The organism is Vibrio sp. AH4 (assembly GCF_030710545.1).
Taxonomy (GTDB): Bacteria; Pseudomonadota; Gammaproteobacteria; order Enterobacterales; family Vibrionaceae; genus Vibrio; species Vibrio metoecus.
Window position 1 is genome coordinate 1,917,560 of sequence record NZ_JALAIV010000001.1, and the last position, 15,587, is coordinate 1,933,146.

Sequence of the window (15,587 nt, forward strand, 5' to 3'; positions counted from 1 at the left end):
ATGACAACTGAAACTCTTTATCTGATCAAATCCAGCATCAAAAGCATTCCAGACTATCCCAAAAAAGGCATTCTGTTTCGTGATGTCACCAGCTTGCTAGAAGATGCCAAAGCGTATCAAGCGACGATTCAACTTCTGGTGGATAAGTACAAAGACATGGGTTTTACCAAGGTCGTTGGTACAGAAGCGCGTGGCTTCCTGTTTGGTGCGCCGCTGGCATTAGAACTGGGCGTAGGTTTTGTGCCTGTGCGTAAGCCGGGTAAGCTGCCACGTCAAACTGTTGCTCAATCTTACGAGTTGGAATACGGCACTGATACGCTGGAAATTCATGTGGATGCGATCAAAACCGGTGACAAAGTGTTGGTGGTTGACGACTTACTCGCAACAGGCGGTACGATTGAAGCGACTACTAAACTCATCCGTCAACTAGGTGGTGAGGTAGAGCACGCTGCCTTCGTCATCAATCTGCCAGAAATTGGTGGTGATAAGCGCCTTGAAGGGTTAGGCTTGCAGGTTTACAGCATCTGTGAATTTGAAGGTCACTAACCGACAACGGATATTGGAATGAGTTATCTTGCTTTAGCACGCAAATGGCGTCCGACACGGTTTAGCGAAGTGGTTGGACAAACCCATGTTTTAACCGCTTTAGAGAACGCATTGGCGCAAAATCGTTTGCACCATGCGTATCTGTTTAGTGGAACCCGAGGTGTGGGGAAGACCACTATAGGTCGTCTGTTTGCGAAAGGGCTCAACTGCGAAACGGGGATTACCGCCACTCCTTGTGGTGAGTGCGCAACCTGTAAAGAAATCGACCAAGGACGCTTTGTTGATCTGCTTGAGATCGATGCGGCATCGCGCACCAAAGTGGAAGACACGCGTGAACTGCTCGATAACGTGCAGTACAAACCTGCGCGTGGACGCTTCAAAGTTTACCTGATCGACGAAGTGCACATGCTCTCGCGCCACAGCTTCAATGCGCTGCTCAAAACGCTTGAAGAGCCGCCTGAGTATGTGAAGTTTCTGCTGGCGACGACTGATCCGCAAAAACTGCCCGTCACCATTTTGTCGCGCTGTTTGCAGTTCCATCTCAAACCGATCAATGTGGAAAACATTCAGCAGCAACTGGATAAAGTGCTGCACGCCGAGCAGATCACCAGCGACAGCAAAGCGCTGAATCTGTTAGCGCACGCGGCTGACGGCAGTATGCGTGATGCACTGAGTTTGACAGATCAAGCGATTGCGTTGGGCAATGGTGTAGTAAAAAGTGACATCGTCGCGCACATGCTGGGTACGCTAGATACTGACCATGCGCTGCATCTGCTGCAAGCCATCAGCCAACAAACTCCGCAAGCGGTGATGGAGTGTATTGATACTCTGGCGCAAAATGGCGTGGAGTGGGATGGCCTCTTGCAACAGCTTTCTACCCAATTGCATCGTATTGCCATGTATCAGGCATTACCTGCTACTTTGGATAAATCAGTGCCAGAGGCAGCAAGAATTGAGTCGTTGGCTAAACTATTAGCCCCGCAAGATGTACAGCTTTATTACCAAATTGCGTTGAAAGGTCGGCAAGATTTGCCGCTGTCACCCACCGCGCGAATTGGCATTGAAATGCTGATGCTGCGTATGATGGCGTTTCGTCCATCAAGTGTATCTCTGGTTAATGCGATCACGCTGCCGAATACACAAGTTGAGATGCCATCGACGATGGCGCATTCGGCACCTCAAGTAGCTCCTGCCACACAGGAGCAACCGATGTCGCCCGCTGGGTCGCAACCGGCTCAAAGACAGCCATCGATGATGCCAAATGTCATGGCACAATCGCAGGCAATACCTGAGCCTGTGATGGAAAGAGCCACTTCGACTCTTGCGCGAGACGATACCAGAGTGGTGAATTCATCTATCGATACAGCGGCGCCTAATACAGATGCTCAAAGCCAAACCACTATGCCTGCGTTGGCGGGGTTGCGTCATCAGTTGCGCTCTAAGCGTCAAGAAGTACAAAACAAAGGTGCGGACGGAAAAAAGTCTGACGCGACATCTGCTACTCCTGCATCCGCGCTAGAGCGTATTGCGCAGCGAGCACAGCAAGTGCAGGTGTCGCCAGATCAAAATGATGAAGATGAGTCGGAGCCAGAAGATGAAATCTATCAGTGGCGTCCAATGCAACCCATCGAAGTCGCGGTGAAAAGTGAAGTCACACCGACGCAACTGAAGAAAGCGTTAGAGCATGAAAAAACGCCAGAAATGGTGGTGAAATTGATTGAAGAAGCCATCGCGCAAGACGCGTGGTCGGCATTCGTTCAACGGTTAGATACCGCCAAAATGGTCGAGCAATTAGCGTTGAATTCATCCTTTGTTCGTCAAGGTGATCAGATTTCTTTGACGTTGCGTCCAAGTCATGCGCATCTGCACAATGAGAAAGCGCAGCAAGAGCTAGAACAAGCGTTGAATCAAGTGCTTGGTGAGTCTTGCACTCTAAGTATTACCGTAGGGCAAGGGGGCGAAACACCGCTTGAACTGCGTGAGCGCCTCTATCAGCAGAAGCTGACGTCAGCATTACACAGTTTACAAGCCGATCCCCACGTGCAATATATTGAGCGCCGGTTTAATGCGCAGTTGGATAGCGACAGCGTACGACCAATTTAACTGGGGTTGAAACCGAAGTGTCTCACCCCCACACTATGTGAAACATTCAACGATAACCAGAGAGATAAAGATGTTTGGTAAAGGCGGAATGGGCAACTTGATGAAGCAAGCCCAACAAATGCAAGAGCGTATGCAAAAGCTGCAAGAAGAGATCGCGAACATGGAAGTGACCGGTGAATCCGGTGCTGGCCTTGTGAAAGTGACCGTAACAGGTAGCCACAGCGTACGCCGTGTCAACATCGATGAAAGTCTGATGGAAGACGACAAAGAGATGCTGGAAGATCTGATTGCTGCCGCATTCAATGATGCCGCTCGTCGTATCGAAGAGACGCAAAAAGAGAAAATGGCTTCAGTCACCGGTGGAATGCAACTGCCACCGGGCATGAAGATGCCATTCTAATCTGAGCTGAATTTATGCGTACCAGTCACATGCTGGAACATTTGATGGAAGCATTACGCTGCTTGCCGGGCGTTGGCCCAAAATCAGCGCAGCGTATGGCATTCCATCTGTTACAGCGCGATCGTAAAGGCGGTATACAACTGGCTGAGGCACTGAGTCAAGCGATGATCGAAATCGGTCATTGTCAGGAGTGTCGAACCTTTACCGAGCAGGATGTTTGCCACATCTGTAGCAACCCTAAGCGTAAAGAAAATGGTCAGTTGTGTGTAGTCGAAAGTCCGGCAGATATTGCTGCGTTGGAAGCTACCGGTCAGTTTTCTGGTCGCTATTTTGTGCTGATGGGTCACCTGTCACCACTCGATGGTATTGGTCCGAGCGATATTGGTTTGGATACTCTGGATTATCGCCTACAGCGTAAAGACATCAGTGAAGTGATCCTCGCTACGAATCCGACGGTGGAAGGTGAAGCCACTGCGCAATACATTGCGGAGCTGTGTCGTGAACATGAAGTGACGGCGAGCCGAATTGCCCACGGGGTACCTGTGGGGGGCGAACTTGAGTTGGTGGATGGCACGACGTTGTCGCACTCGCTGCTAGGCCGGCATAAGCTGTTTTAACTCAGCCTCTACATTCACAATGCCGCTCATCGAGCGGCATTGTTTTATCTTGGTTTAGGATGCTCATGAGCATGGCTCAATCAGCATCACGCTCAAGTTAACCGTTCAAGTTCAGTCAAGTTATCGAATGCTTGTTGGTTGGTTTTTCCACAAACGATAGGGCAGGCTTTGAAATCATGGCACACCTTTGGGCGCTCAGGGCGACCAAATAGCTTGCACAGATTATCGTCATTGAGCTGAACACAGCGCACTCCAGCAGGTTTGCCGTGCGGCATACCGGGAATGGGTGAAGAAATACTTGGTGCGATACAACAAGCACCGCAGCCTAGTCGACAATCCATCATGAACTCTTTGCGCTGGAAAAATGGGCGGCCATCCTAACAGAAAGCACAATAGGATGCACTGACTTGCTCTCTCCTTGCACTTTGGCAGCGCAAAGAGTATAAATCGTCCCCCCGATTGATTAACCGTAAGACAATGCAATGAGTACACCCTTCTGGCAAAGCAAAACCTTAGATCAAATGACCGAAGCCGAATGGGAATCGCTGTGCGATGGCTGTGGTAAATGTTGCCTGCACAAACTCATGGATGAAGATACGGATGAAATCTACTACACCAATGTGGCGTGTAGCTGGCTCAATAGCGAAACCTGCTCTTGTAAAGATTACCCCAATCGCTTTAGTTCGGGTGAAGAGTGCTTAAAACTCACCCGTGACAAGATTGATGAATTTAACTGGTTGCCCGATACCTGTGCCTACCGTTTGCTTGGCAGTGGTCAAACACTTCCGGAGTGGCACCCTTTGCTGACGGGGTCTAAAGACGCCATGCATGCCGCCGATGAAAGTGTGCGCGGTAAAATCGTCTATGAAGTGGATGTGATCGATTGGGAAGATCACATTGTGCTGATGAGCCGAGATTAAGCTTTTTCCTCGTCGATGGTGATGTTAGATAACAAAAACGCCTTGCTATTTACAAGGCGTTTGTCTTTGAACGAAAGCCAAAACTAAACCGCGTTATTTCTTCGGTTGAGCATCAATACATTGCCCATGAACCTCTCGGCCTTCTGGTGCCATCAGGTACAAATAGAGAGGCATGATGTCGAGCGGCGTTTTTAACTTGTCTGCATCTTCCGCTGGGTAAGCTTTCGCGCGCATTCCGGTACGAGTACCCCCTGGGTTAATCGCATTGACACGAATTGTACTATCACTCAGTTCATCGGCCAGAATTTGCATCATGCCTTCGGTGGCGAATTTAGATATCGCGTAAGTCGCCCAGAAAGCGCGGCCAATGTGACCTACGGTTGAGCTGGTAAACACAATACGAGCATCGGCCGATTTGTGCAGCAAAGGCAGTAGTGCTTGAGTCATTAAAAACTGCGCTTTCACGTTCACTTGCATCACGTCATCAAAGCTGTCTTCGCCAATTTGATCAAAAGGGCTGAGCACGCCAAGCAGGCTGGCGTTGTGTAATACGCCATCCAAACGACCAAACTGCTCTTCAATGGTGTCCACCATATCCAGATAGTTTTGTTTGGTCGCCCCTTTCATATCTAGAGGTACGATGGCGGGGGTTGGGTAACCTGCAGCTTCAATCGCATCATAAGTGTGTTCGAGCTTTTTCACGGTGCGACCGAGTAGGATCACGGTAGCGCCATGTGCCGCGAAGCTGATCGCCGCTTGTTTACCGATGCCGTCACCGGCACCTGTTACTAAAATCACTTTCTCTTTCAGGGCATCTGCTGAGACTGAATAATTCACGTCTTACATTCCTTATTATTCTTGGTTCTTCCTATTGATACACCGCGGTTTTTTCTTGTTAACCTCGCGGAGAATGTAACAGGGAAGAGGATTTGCTTTAAGTCTTCGTGACAAGGTGGTTACAATACACCAATTCGCATTGAAGAAGGATGAGTCACTTGGAGTTTTTGTTAGATTACGGCCTGTTTTTGGCCAAGATTGTGACTGTGGTAGTCGCGTTAGTGGCAGTGCTGGTGGTGGTTAAATCGCTGGGTGGACGCAGTGGAGCGGCCAAAGGTGAACTGGAAATCACCGATCTGACCGAGCAGCACAAAGAGACCGTTGAGCGTTTAGAATCTTATCTGCATGACGACGCCTTTTTAAAAACGCGTGATAAGGCAGAAAAGAAGAAAGAAAAAGCAGAACAGAAAAGTCGTGAAAAGTCGCTTAAACAAGCGGCAAAAGAAGGCGAATTGGAAAGCAAACGCGAACCGCATCTGTTTGTGCTCGATTTTCATGGCAGCATCGATGCCAAAGAAGTCGCTTCACTGCGTGAAGAAGTCAGTGCGATTTTGGCGGTGGCACAAGCCGGTGATGAAGTATTACTGCGCTTGGAAACCGGTGGTGGCATGGTGCATGGTTACGGCTTGGCTTCCTCACAGCTTGATCGTATCAAAGCTGCAGGGTTACCTCTGACCATCTCAGTCGATAAAGTCGCGGCCAGCGGCGGTTATATGATGGCGTGTATCGCCGATAAAATCGTCAGTGCGCCATTTGCGATTGTCGGGTCTATCGGTGTGGTGGCTCAGTTACCAAACTTCCATAAACTGCTGAAAAAGAACGATATCGAGTTTGAACAACTTACTGCGGGTGAATACAAACGTACGCTAACTATGTTTGGTGAAAACACCGATAAAGCGCGTGACAAGTTCAAATTAGAGCTCGAAGAAACGCATCAACTGTTTAAAGACTTTATTCGTGATCATCGTCCTGCGTTGGATCTTGATAAAGTCGCAACCGGCGAACACTGGTTTGGTACACAAGCTAAAGCTCTGGGTTTGGTGGATGAGATTCAGACTTCCGATGATTTGATTGTTGAAGCGTGCAAAAACAAAACCGTGCTTCTGCTGCGTTACACGCAGAAGAAAAAGCTGGCCGATAAATTGGCTGGGGTGGCCGGTGATGCCGCCGACAATGTGTTGCTGAAATTGATCAGCCGAGGCCAACGTCCATTAGTGTAATGTTGGTTTCCACAACGGAGTTCTAATGAATAAAAACGCGCTTAGTGACCCTAAGCGCGTTTTTTATTGGATGGCGTGAGAAGGTTTAATCCAAGCAGCCTGTCGCGGAGAATGTCTCCAATTTGTGCAGGTATTCGCTCAAATCGCCAATATTGTTTTTGACCCATTCAGGGTTGTAGTAAGTGTCAAGGTAACGTTCACCACTGTCGCACAGTAGAGTGACAATCGAACCTTGCTCGCCGCGGCGCTTCATTTCACACGCCAGTTGCAGTGCGCCATACAGGTTAGTACCGGTGGAAGCCCCTGCTTTACGGCCAAGAATTTTCTCCAACCAGTAAATGGTGGCCACACTGGCAGCATCGGGAATGGCGCGCATTTCATCCACCACATCAGGAATAAAACTTGGCTCGACTCTTGGGCGGCCAATGCCTTCAATTTTGCTTCCACAATTGCGGGTTAATGCCGCATCGCGAGTACGGTAGTAGTCGTAGAAAACCGAGTTTTCAGGGTCAACTACACACAGTTTGGTATTGTGTTGCTGATAGCGAATGAAGCGGCCGATAGTGGCAGAAGTGCCGCCGGTTCCTGGGCTCATCACAATCCAGCTCGGAACGGGGTGTTGTTCCATCTGCATTTGGCTAAAAATACTATCAGCGATGTTGCTGTTGCCTCGCCAGTCGGTGGCGCGTTCCGCGTAAGTGAACTGATCCATATAATGGCCTTTCAACTCTTTCGCGAGACGGTGAGATTCTGCATAAATCTGATCGGAGCGATCCACAAGGTGTGCCTTTCCACCATAGAACTGAATCTGTTCGATTTTTTTCCGCGCCGTGCATTTGGGCATCACCGCAATAAACGGTAGGCCAAGTAGGCGGGCAAAGTAAGCCTCAGAAACCGCTGTGCTGCCAGATGAGGATTCAATAATGGTAGTTTCTGGCCCAATCCAGCCATTACACAGTCCATATAAAAACAGTGAACGGGCGAGGCGGTGCTTGAGAGAACCGGTGGGGTGGGTACTTTCATCTTTCAGATAGATATCGACGCCAGAGACGCAAGGTAAATCGAGTTTAATCAGATGGGTATCGGCAGAGCGTTGGTAGTCTGCTTCAATTTTACGAATTGCGCTGTTAATCCACTGATGGTCGGTACACATAATTCAGTTTCTCCCTTAGGTTATGAAATAAGTTTAGCTAGGGTAGGAGAGAAAAACTTTGCTATTTTGCCTATGCTTTTGTAGTTTGAGAGAAAATTTTTCTCCCAATAAGGTGGTTTGTATGTTGCTCGACAAAATTGATCGGCAAATCTTGGCAATTTTGCAACAAGACTGCACCGTCTCGCTCAATGAATTAGCCGAAGCGGTGAACTTAACCACTACACCTTGCTGGAAGCGCTTAAAAAAAATGGAAGAGGGCGGAGTGATTCGCGAGCGGGTAGCTCTGCTGGATGCCCAAGCCCTCGAACTCTCTTTCACGGCGTTTGTGATGGTGACCACCAATAACCACTCCCATGAATGGTATTGCCGCTTTGTGACGGCGGTGGAAGAGTTTCCTGAAGTGATGGAGTTTTATCGCATGGCCGGGGAATACGACTACATGATGAAGGTGCAGGTCAAAGATATGCAGTGTTTTGATCAGTTTTACAAAAAATTGGTCAACAGCATCGAGGGATTGAATAAAGTGACTTCCACCTTTGCGATGGAGTCACTGAAATACACCACTCAATTGCCTCTGTAAGCGTGACTATTTAGTCAAGAAAACGCATTACGCCTTCTTGCACCGCAGTGGCCACAAGGTTGCCTTGACGATCGTAAATCTCACCACGCACTAAACCACGAGTATTGCTTGCCGTCGGGCTTTCAATCGCAAACAGCAACCAGTCATCCATCTTAAATGGGCGGTGGAACCAGATGGAGTGGTCAATCGTTGCGACTTGGAATTTCGGCGTCATTAACGAAACGCCATGGGGATGCAAGGCGGTGACCAAAAATCCCCAGTCAGAAGCATAAGCGAGCAGGTATTGATGGATAAGCTGATCTGCCGGCATGTTGCCATTGGATCGGATCCACAAATACTGTTTCGGCTCGGCTTTTTGCGGTTTCAATGGATTGATGACTGTGACTGGTCGCATCTCAATTGGCTTTTCACCACAGAACGCTTTCTGCAATTTTTCTGGTAGGAAATGAGCAATTTGCGCCGCCAATTCGGATTCTGAAGCAAAATTTTCTGGCCCCGGAACCTCTGGCATGGTTTTTTGGTGTTCAAAGCCGGGCGCATCGCCATGATAAGAGGCGGTCAGATAGAAAATAGGGCGGCCGTTTTGAATGGCTTTGACACGACGAGTGCTGAAACTTCTCCCATCTCGCAAGTTTTCTACATCGTAAATGATCGGTTTCTCTGGATCTCCGGGATAGAGAAAATAGCTGTGGAAAGAGTGAACAGTGCGGTCAGATTCTACCGTGTAACGTGCCGCAGACAGTGCTTGACCGATCACCTGTCCACCATACACTTGAGGAAGACCCAAGTTTTCGCTGGCTCCCCGATAAAGTCCCTCTTCCAGTTTCTCCAATTGCAGCAGGCTTAATAGTTCGTCTAACGGTTTACTCATTTACCTAGGATCCTTTTTCAGTGTTTTGATAATTTTGTGATGTTAGTCAGATATTTGTCAATAATCTCGCTGTCCAATGACACAGATATCCGTGCAGCATATAATCCACGTGTTTCTTAATTTGCTATTTCCATTAGGTAATGAGGCCCTATGAAAAAGGTTCTACTTGTTGTTATCTCTGTTCTGTTTGGTTCTTTACTCGTAGGTTGCCAAATGAATGAATCTGCCCCTAAAGAACAAGACAAAATTCAATCTATTACTGGGAGCGTGGCGTACCGCGAACGTATTGCTCTGCCTGATAATGCGGTAGTGGCGGTTTATCTACAAGATGTCTCGTTAGCGGATGCGCCTGCAACCGTTATCGCAAAACAGAACTTTATCACTAATGGTATGCAAGTACCGCTAGAGTTCAACTTAGCGTATGACAGCAGCAAAATTAAAGCGAGCCACAGCTACAGTGTAAGTGCTCGCATTGAGGTGGATGGTAAATTGCGCTTTATCACCGATACCCATTACGGCGTGATCACCGATACGGATGCCACCAAACAAGTACAGATGATGCTCGTCGGCGTACAGAGCGAATAGCTGCATTTGTAAAACCAATGCATTCAACCAATGGCAGCGTTAGGGCTGCCATTGGTATTTTCGTAGCGATATTTTCCCTGCCTCGCTCACCTCAATACCCTCTGCCAACAAACGTTGTTGCTGGCGAATAAAATCGTTTCCCTGCAATGAAATCTTCCCTTGGCTGTTGATGACTCGATACCAAGGTAGTTGGCTGCCATCTGGCAGATTGGCAAGTGCCTTACCAACATGCCGAGCGTAGCCCGGATAACCGGCCATTTTGGCAACCGCACCATAGGTGGATACCTTACCAACTGGAATTTGGTGAATCACGACAAAGATCTGTTGTAAAAACTGGTCCATAATACAAAAGCCCGCAACAAATTTACCAAGGATAGGTATAGGGAGTTGGCATGATACTGTCTGCCTTACAATTTTTGACTGCAACACTCTTCGCTATTGCTGCTGCACATGTGGCAGGACTAAGCGAAGGCGATATTCCGATCATCGCATTTTTGATCCCCGCGCTCTGGTTACTGCCCAAATCTGGATTTTCCAGCATTGCCATGCTGATTGCGATCGGTATTTTTGGTTTTACCTTGCCGATGCAACCTGTCGCGCTTTCGGTTGGTCAATGGGTATTGATCCCGCTACTAATGGTTGCATTTTCTACACGTAGTCATTGGGGCGTCATCTTGGTGAGTGGATTGATCGTTCTCACCTTGCAAGTGGGGATTATGGTAACCCAATCTGCCGGCAAACTGGAAGGTTCACCGATGGTAACGGTGGTACAGATTGTCATGGTGATGCTAATTTGGTGGGCCGCACGGGGCTGGAAGCCTAACCACTCACATAGCTGGTGGGCGTTAGTTTTGGTTATTCCGCTTTGGGTGGCAGAGCAATTTTATGCAGTAGAATTAGCGTTATTGATCACAGGGGTGATTGCGTCGTGTGAGTCTTTGGTACGCAAAACCACGGCCGAGTTGAACTGGGGAACATTGCTTGGCTGGAGCCTACCTTGCGTCAGTTTTGCCGCTTTAGTGGTCTCACCAGAAACTGACGTACCTAATCCGGTATTTGTGGTGTGGATTTGCATTTTAGCCACCGCATGGACAACGGATTATGTGTTAAAAAGTACCGAAGAAGCGCATGAACAGTGACCTGATTTGCCTTGTTCAGGATTGTTGTGAACCTTATACGGGGTGATGTTGCATTGTTCTTTAGCATGACTTTGTGAAAATAAATTAACCAGTTTTATGAAGTTTATTACCTAAAGTTGATAGTGAGGTAGGGGTATTTACGGTAAAATGCGCGGTAAAAAATAACATCTAATATTCAACGTCTATGCTGTGTAATGTATTTTGTCGCTTTGTCTTGCTCCTCCTCGGATGGCTCGTAATTTCAGCGAACGTTTTGGCTGCACCCCAATCTTATGTTGTTGCCACAGAAGCGGATGATGTGGTGACGCGAGTCTTGTTTGACTCGATCGCGTACCATTTTAACCTTGAGATTGAGTACGTTAACTATCCCAGTTTTAACCATATCTTGATGGCAATAGAATCCGGTCAGGCCGATTTTGCCGCCAACGTAACCTACACGGAGCCGCGTGCTCAACGGTTTGATTTTTCAAGTCCCACCAATATTGAGTATACCTATCTCTACAGCTATGGCGGGCTACGCCTCAACGAAACTCGCATGCTTGGCATTCCCAAAGGGACGATTTATGGTGATTTAGTTCGTCAACACTATCCCTATATCCAGCAAATTGAATACCAGGGCCATCAAGAAGCGGTTGCTCTGTTAGAAAGTCGTCGTGTGGATGGTGTCATTGATGCGATCAATCAACTAAAACCCATGTTATTGAAGGGGGTGGATGCTCAACTGCTGAATGATCAAGTTCCGATTCAGCCTGTATCGATCATTGCCCCCAAAGGTAAACACCTTCAACTATTGAACGATATTCAGCAATACGCGCACTCCGCTTATGTGCAACGTTTGTTGCGTGAATCGATTCAAAGATATCAATTTGATATCCGCAAACAAGCATTACGCCAAGCGGTTGTCGATAGTGGGCTCAACGTGCAGCGTGTATTGCGCGTTAAACTTGAAAACAACCCTCAATATGCACTTTATCAACCAGATGGTTCTGTACGCGGGATCAGTGCTGATGTTGTATTTCAAGCCTGTGAAATGTTGCTGCTCAAATGTGAATTGGTGAGCCATGGGCAAGAAACATGGGAGAGCATGTTTGCTGATTTACAAGAGAAAAAAATTGATATTCTTGCTCCTGTGACTATTTCACCACAGCGCAAAAACTTCGCCTATTTTAGTGAAAGCTACTACCACCCTGAGGCGATTTTGGTCAAGCGAGAGCATTATAAAGATGATGTTTATAGCAATGTTTCTGAACTTGTTACCGAGCGAATTGGCGTAATCAACGACGACTTCTTCGAAGAATTACTGCAGCAAATGTTGCCTAACAAAAAGCTGTTTACTTACTCGAATCAGCAAGAAAAGTTGCAAGCCTTATTAAACAAAGAAGTCGATTATATCGTGCTCAACCGGGCGAATTTTAATCTGCTGCTTCGTGAGTCTAAAGAGATGCTCCCGATTGTTGAAGACACCATGATTGGCGCATTCTATCAATATGATATTGCGATTGGATTTTCTAAAAATCCATTAGGCGCAACGCTTGCCCCTCTTTTCTCGCGTGCGATCAAAATGCTTAATACCGAACAAATTATTCATACGTATGACTACCAACCGAACTGGCGAGCTACATTGCTTGCTGAAAAAAAATATCAGCGTAGTACCCAGTGGTTGTTTGCCTTGGCATTATTAGCCTTATTCATGGTGGCTTTTTACCTACATGGCATTTCGCATACTGACAATTTAACGAAACTACGTAACCGACGCGCTTTATATAATCGCTATCGACGTGGTTTATCGCCTCGATTGACCTTAGTGTATCTTGACGTCAATAAATTCAAATCGATCAATGATCAATACGGACATGAAGTGGGTGACAAGGTCTTAAAACAACTATCACAACGGATTGAGAATGTTTGGCGAGGCCGCAGTTATCGTATCGGTGGTGATGAATTTATCTTGATTGGTGAATGTTCTGTTGCACGCCTTGAGTATGTACAAGCCCAATGTGAGCGGTTTATGTTTGTTGATGCAGAACGTGACGTTAGCTTTGAAGTCTCGGTTGCCATTGGTGTTGCCAAAAACCGTGAACGAACACAGTCTCTCAATGAGGTAATGCATCAAGCCGATATTGAGATGTATCGCGCGAAAGCCGAATCGACACACCAACCATTGCAATCAGACCCGAAGGTAAAAAGATTACACATCATTTAGTCAAAATGGTGAAATGATGGTCGGTCAGTCGGGGATGCAAGTTTAAATGAGGATTATCGCTTGCATTGCCCATGTCGATGTTTAATAATCGCTCCCGCTTTGGAGACAATCCAAACTCAAATCGATGGAGGCCCTGGTCCTCCCGCAACACTAGTTCGTGAACCTGGTCAGATCCGGAAGGAAGCAGCCACAGCGGATGATGTGTGTGCCGGGATGTGGCTGGGGCCTCCGCCCATCTGACGTTCTAAAAAATCCAATTCTTCCCCAATAATTCTGTGAGCTTCCTTGTTCAAGGGATAAGTTGACCTAGTCTAAGCTATTGCTACTTCCTACCCTCGGTTCTACTCATTTTTCTAGCCTGAATGATTTTTTATCCAATACATCAAACACTGATTGACATCGATTTTTTCTCCAATAAGATATCTGCATATCCATATGTATTGGAGTTTGATTATGTTACCCCACCAGTTTTTCAAATTACTCGCCGATGAAACGCGGGTGCGCTGCTTACTGATGATTGCTCGGGAAGAGAAGGTTTGTGTGGCTGAACTCACCGAAGCCTTGAATGAGAGTCAGCCGAAAATTTCTCGCCATTTGGCGTTGCTGCGTGCCAGCGGCGTGGTGGTCGATATCCGTCAGGGGCAGTGGGTGTTTTATCGTATTTCCGATCAACTGCCTGGATGGATGCGCAAGCAGATCCAAGGGTTGGTGGAATCCAACTGTCTTAAACAAGAATACCAGCAAGATATTCAGCGCCTCGCCGAGATGACCTCTCGTCCTCAGTGCTGTGTGTAAAGAACCAAGTTGAGTTATCCCCAATGGCTTGGCGTTGTAGCCAAGATGGCTGCTTAGTTGGGAAGGGATAAAAACAAGTTTAAAGGAAAAGGAAGATGGCAATTAAAGTCGGAATTAATGGATTTGGTCGTATTGGGCGCTTGGCTTTAAGAGCTTCGTTTGATTGGCCTGAGATTGAATTTGTACAGATCAACGATGTGGCGGGCGATGCTGCAACATTGGCACACCTTTTGGAGTTCGATTCGATACAAGGTCGTTGGCACCATGCCGTGAGCAGTGAAGCGGATGCGATCCTGATCAACGGCAAACGCATTCGCGCAACACAAGAAAAAGCGATTGATGCGGTGGATTGGTCGGGCTGTGATGTGGTGATTGAGGCCACGGGTAAGCATCGTAAAGGCGAGTTCTTGAACCAGTATTTGGCACAAGGAGTAAAACGCGTCGTCGTTTCAGCGCCTGTCAAAGAAGAGGGGATTGCCAATATCGTGGTCGGGGTGAACGATCACATCTTCAATCCTGAGCAACATCGCATTGTCACTGCCGCTTCTTGTACCACTAACTGTATTGCTCCAGTGGTGAAAGTGATCCACGAAAAATTGGGTATCGCGCAAGCCTCTTTTACTACCATCCATAACCTAACCAATACGCAAACCATTTTGGATGCACCGCATAAAGATTTACGCCGTGCACGTGCTTGCGGTATGAGCCTCATTCCCACAACCACCGGTTCTGCCAAAGCGATTATCGAAATTTTCCCGGATCTGAAAGGCAAAATTGATGGGCACGCCGTACGTGTACCGTTGGCGAATGCCTCGTTAACCGACATCATTTTTGATGTGCAGCGTGATACGACGGTGGAAGAGATCAATCAGCTGTTAAAACAAGCCTCAGAAAACGAGCTTAAAGGCATTCTGGGTTTTGAAGAGCGTCCACTGGTGTCGATTGATTACCAAGGCGATCAACGTTCAACGATTGTGGATGCGCTCTCCACCATGGTGGTTGGTAAGCGAATGGTGAAAATCTACGCTTGGTATGACAACGAAATGGGTTACGCCACGCGTACCGCGGAATTGGTTCGTAAAGTCGGTTTGGCATAAGGAGTAGTAAAAATGACGCATCCAACTTGGGAATTACCAATAGCAGAAAATCAGGCGAGCTTAGTGCTCACGCCTTGTCCGGGAACCAAAGGCACACCACTGTCGGAAAGCATTGCCCAACTGAAAGCGCAAGGGGTTTCGGCAGTTGTTACGGCGCTGAGCCATGAAGAAATGGAGCTGCATGGCGTGGGTGAGCTACCAGCGGAAGTCGAAAAAGCCGGATTACAGTGGTTTCACGCGCCGATTGAAGATGATTGCGCGCCGGATGCCGCCTTTGCGCAAGATTGGCAACAGTGCTCACCCGCTTTGCATCAGGCCCTCAGCCGCGGTGAAAAAGTCGCTTTGCATTGCATGGGCGGTTCTGGTCGTACTGGCTTACTGGCCGCACATCTGCTGCTGGAAAAAGGCTGGCCGCTGGAAAGCATCATTACTCAGGTGCAAGCATTAAGGCCGGGAGCATTTACCAAAGAAGTGCAAGTGCAGTACGTGCACCAAATCGTCAAACCATAACCAGATCAAGG

Annotated in this window: 18 protein-coding genes and 1 other RNA gene; 14 read left to right on the top strand and 5 right to left on the bottom strand. The window is 47.7% G+C overall.

Annotated features, from left to right (window positions below):
* The 4 genes from apt to recR all read left to right on the top strand — a co-directional run bounded on the left by apt (position 1) and on the right by recR (position 3,666).
* The gene (apt, locus tag MKA69_RS09015) at positions 1–546 is read left to right on the top strand and encodes an adenine phosphoribosyltransferase (RefSeq protein ID WP_305847874.1); all 546 of its coding nucleotides are present in this window, start codon (positions 1–3) and stop codon (positions 544–546) included.
* Between the two features lie 18 nt (positions 547–564).
* Positions 565–2,649 carry a DNA polymerase III subunit gamma/tau gene (gene dnaX, locus MKA69_RS09020; protein WP_305847875.1) on the top strand — a complete coding sequence of 695 codons (2,085 nt, stop codon included), beginning with the start codon at positions 565–567 and terminating at the stop codon, positions 2,647–2,649.
* Between the two features lie 70 nt (positions 2,650–2,719).
* Entirely contained in the window at positions 2,720–3,049 is a 330-nt protein-coding gene (locus MKA69_RS09025; protein WP_000467103.1) for a YbaB/EbfC family nucleoid-associated protein, read from the top strand.
* 14 nt (positions 3,050–3,063) lie between these two features.
* On the top strand, positions 3,064–3,666 hold the full coding sequence (gene recR / locus MKA69_RS09030; protein WP_304572043.1) for a recombination mediator RecR: 603 nt from the start codon (positions 3,064–3,066) through the stop codon (positions 3,664–3,666).
* Between the two features lie 92 nt (positions 3,667–3,758).
* Here recR and MKA69_RS09035 read toward each other — a convergent pair whose 3' ends face one another.
* A complete protein-coding gene (locus tag MKA69_RS09035; protein WP_055064451.1) occupies positions 3,759–4,007 on the bottom strand; it encodes a YkgJ family cysteine cluster protein in 249 nt (82 codons plus the stop codon).
* A gap of 141 nt (positions 4,008–4,148) precedes the next feature.
* On the opposite strand from MKA69_RS09035, the gene MKA69_RS09040 reads away from it, so the two are divergent.
* Complete coding sequence (locus MKA69_RS09040; protein ID WP_055028680.1) at positions 4,149–4,586, top strand: YcgN family cysteine cluster protein; 438 nt, start codon at positions 4,149–4,151, stop codon at positions 4,584–4,586.
* 93 nt (positions 4,587–4,679) lie between these two features.
* On the opposite strand, the gene MKA69_RS09045 is transcribed toward MKA69_RS09040, so the two are convergent.
* Entirely contained in the window at positions 4,680–5,423 is a 744-nt protein-coding gene (locus tag MKA69_RS09045; protein ID WP_055028679.1) for a YciK family oxidoreductase, read from the bottom strand.
* Between the two features lie 158 nt (positions 5,424–5,581).
* Here MKA69_RS09045 and sohB point away from each other — a divergent pair, with 158 nt between their 5' ends.
* Complete coding sequence (sohB, locus tag MKA69_RS09050) at positions 5,582–6,643, top strand: protease SohB (RefSeq protein WP_305847876.1); 1,062 nt, start codon at positions 5,582–5,584, stop codon at positions 6,641–6,643.
* Positions 6,644–6,728: 85 nt separating this feature from the next.
* Here the strand turns inward: sohB and MKA69_RS09055 are convergent, their stop codons facing one another.
* On the bottom strand, positions 6,729–7,796 hold the full coding sequence (locus tag MKA69_RS09055) for a PLP-dependent cysteine synthase family protein (protein WP_000337328.1): 1,068 nt from the start codon (positions 7,794–7,796) through the stop codon (positions 6,729–6,731).
* A gap of 124 nt (positions 7,797–7,920) precedes the next feature.
* Here MKA69_RS09055 and MKA69_RS09060 point away from each other — a divergent pair, with 124 nt between their 5' ends.
* The gene (locus tag MKA69_RS09060; protein WP_170938086.1) at positions 7,921–8,376 is read left to right on the top strand and encodes an Lrp/AsnC family transcriptional regulator; all 456 of its coding nucleotides are present in this window, start codon (positions 7,921–7,923) and stop codon (positions 8,374–8,376) included.
* 10 nt (positions 8,377–8,386) lie between these two features.
* Here the strand turns inward: MKA69_RS09060 and tesB are convergent, their stop codons facing one another.
* The gene (gene tesB, locus MKA69_RS09065; RefSeq protein WP_305847877.1) at positions 8,387–9,247 is read right to left on the bottom strand and encodes an acyl-CoA thioesterase II; all 861 of its coding nucleotides are present in this window, start codon (positions 9,245–9,247) and stop codon (positions 8,387–8,389) included.
* Between the two features lie 150 nt (positions 9,248–9,397).
* Between tesB and MKA69_RS09070 the strand changes: the two genes are divergently transcribed.
* Positions 9,398–9,832, top strand: a complete 435-nt coding sequence (locus MKA69_RS09070; RefSeq protein WP_305847878.1) for a YbaY family lipoprotein — start codon at positions 9,398–9,400, stop codon at positions 9,830–9,832.
* Positions 9,833–9,871: 39 nt separating this feature from the next.
* Here MKA69_RS09070 and MKA69_RS09075 read toward each other — a convergent pair whose 3' ends face one another.
* Complete coding sequence (locus MKA69_RS09075; RefSeq protein WP_305847879.1) at positions 9,872–10,174, bottom strand: DNA base-flipping protein; 303 nt, start codon at positions 10,172–10,174, stop codon at positions 9,872–9,874.
* A gap of 50 nt (positions 10,175–10,224) precedes the next feature.
* On the opposite strand from MKA69_RS09075, the gene MKA69_RS09080 reads away from it, so the two are divergent.
* The 6 genes from MKA69_RS09080 (at position 10,225) to MKA69_RS09105 (ending at position 15,576) form a co-directional block, all read left to right on the top strand.
* Positions 10,225–10,971, top strand: a complete 747-nt coding sequence (locus MKA69_RS09080; protein ID WP_305847880.1) for a hypothetical protein — start codon at positions 10,225–10,227, stop codon at positions 10,969–10,971.
* Between the two features lie 184 nt (positions 10,972–11,155).
* Positions 11,156–13,174, top strand: coding sequence for a GGDEF domain-containing protein (locus MKA69_RS09085; protein WP_305847881.1), 2,019 nt, complete (start codon positions 11,156–11,158; stop codon positions 13,172–13,174).
* Between the two features lie 131 nt (positions 13,175–13,305).
* An RNA gene (gene ffs, locus MKA69_RS09090) (signal recognition particle sRNA small type) lies at positions 13,306–13,402 on the top strand.
* Between the two features lie 225 nt (positions 13,403–13,627).
* Positions 13,628–13,969, top strand: a complete 342-nt coding sequence (locus MKA69_RS09095; protein ID WP_000936745.1) for a metalloregulator ArsR/SmtB family transcription factor — start codon at positions 13,628–13,630, stop codon at positions 13,967–13,969.
* A gap of 95 nt (positions 13,970–14,064) precedes the next feature.
* Positions 14,065–15,066: an ArsJ-associated glyceraldehyde-3-phosphate dehydrogenase gene (locus MKA69_RS09100; RefSeq protein WP_055031956.1), complete on the top strand. Its 1,002-nt coding sequence runs from the start codon at positions 14,065–14,067 to the stop codon at positions 15,064–15,066.
* A 12-nt stretch (positions 15,067–15,078) separates the two neighbouring features.
* Entirely contained in the window at positions 15,079–15,576 is a 498-nt protein-coding gene (locus tag MKA69_RS09105) for a cyclin-dependent kinase inhibitor 3 family protein (protein ID WP_095457018.1), read from the top strand.
* Positions 15,577–15,587 lie beyond the last annotated feature (11 nt).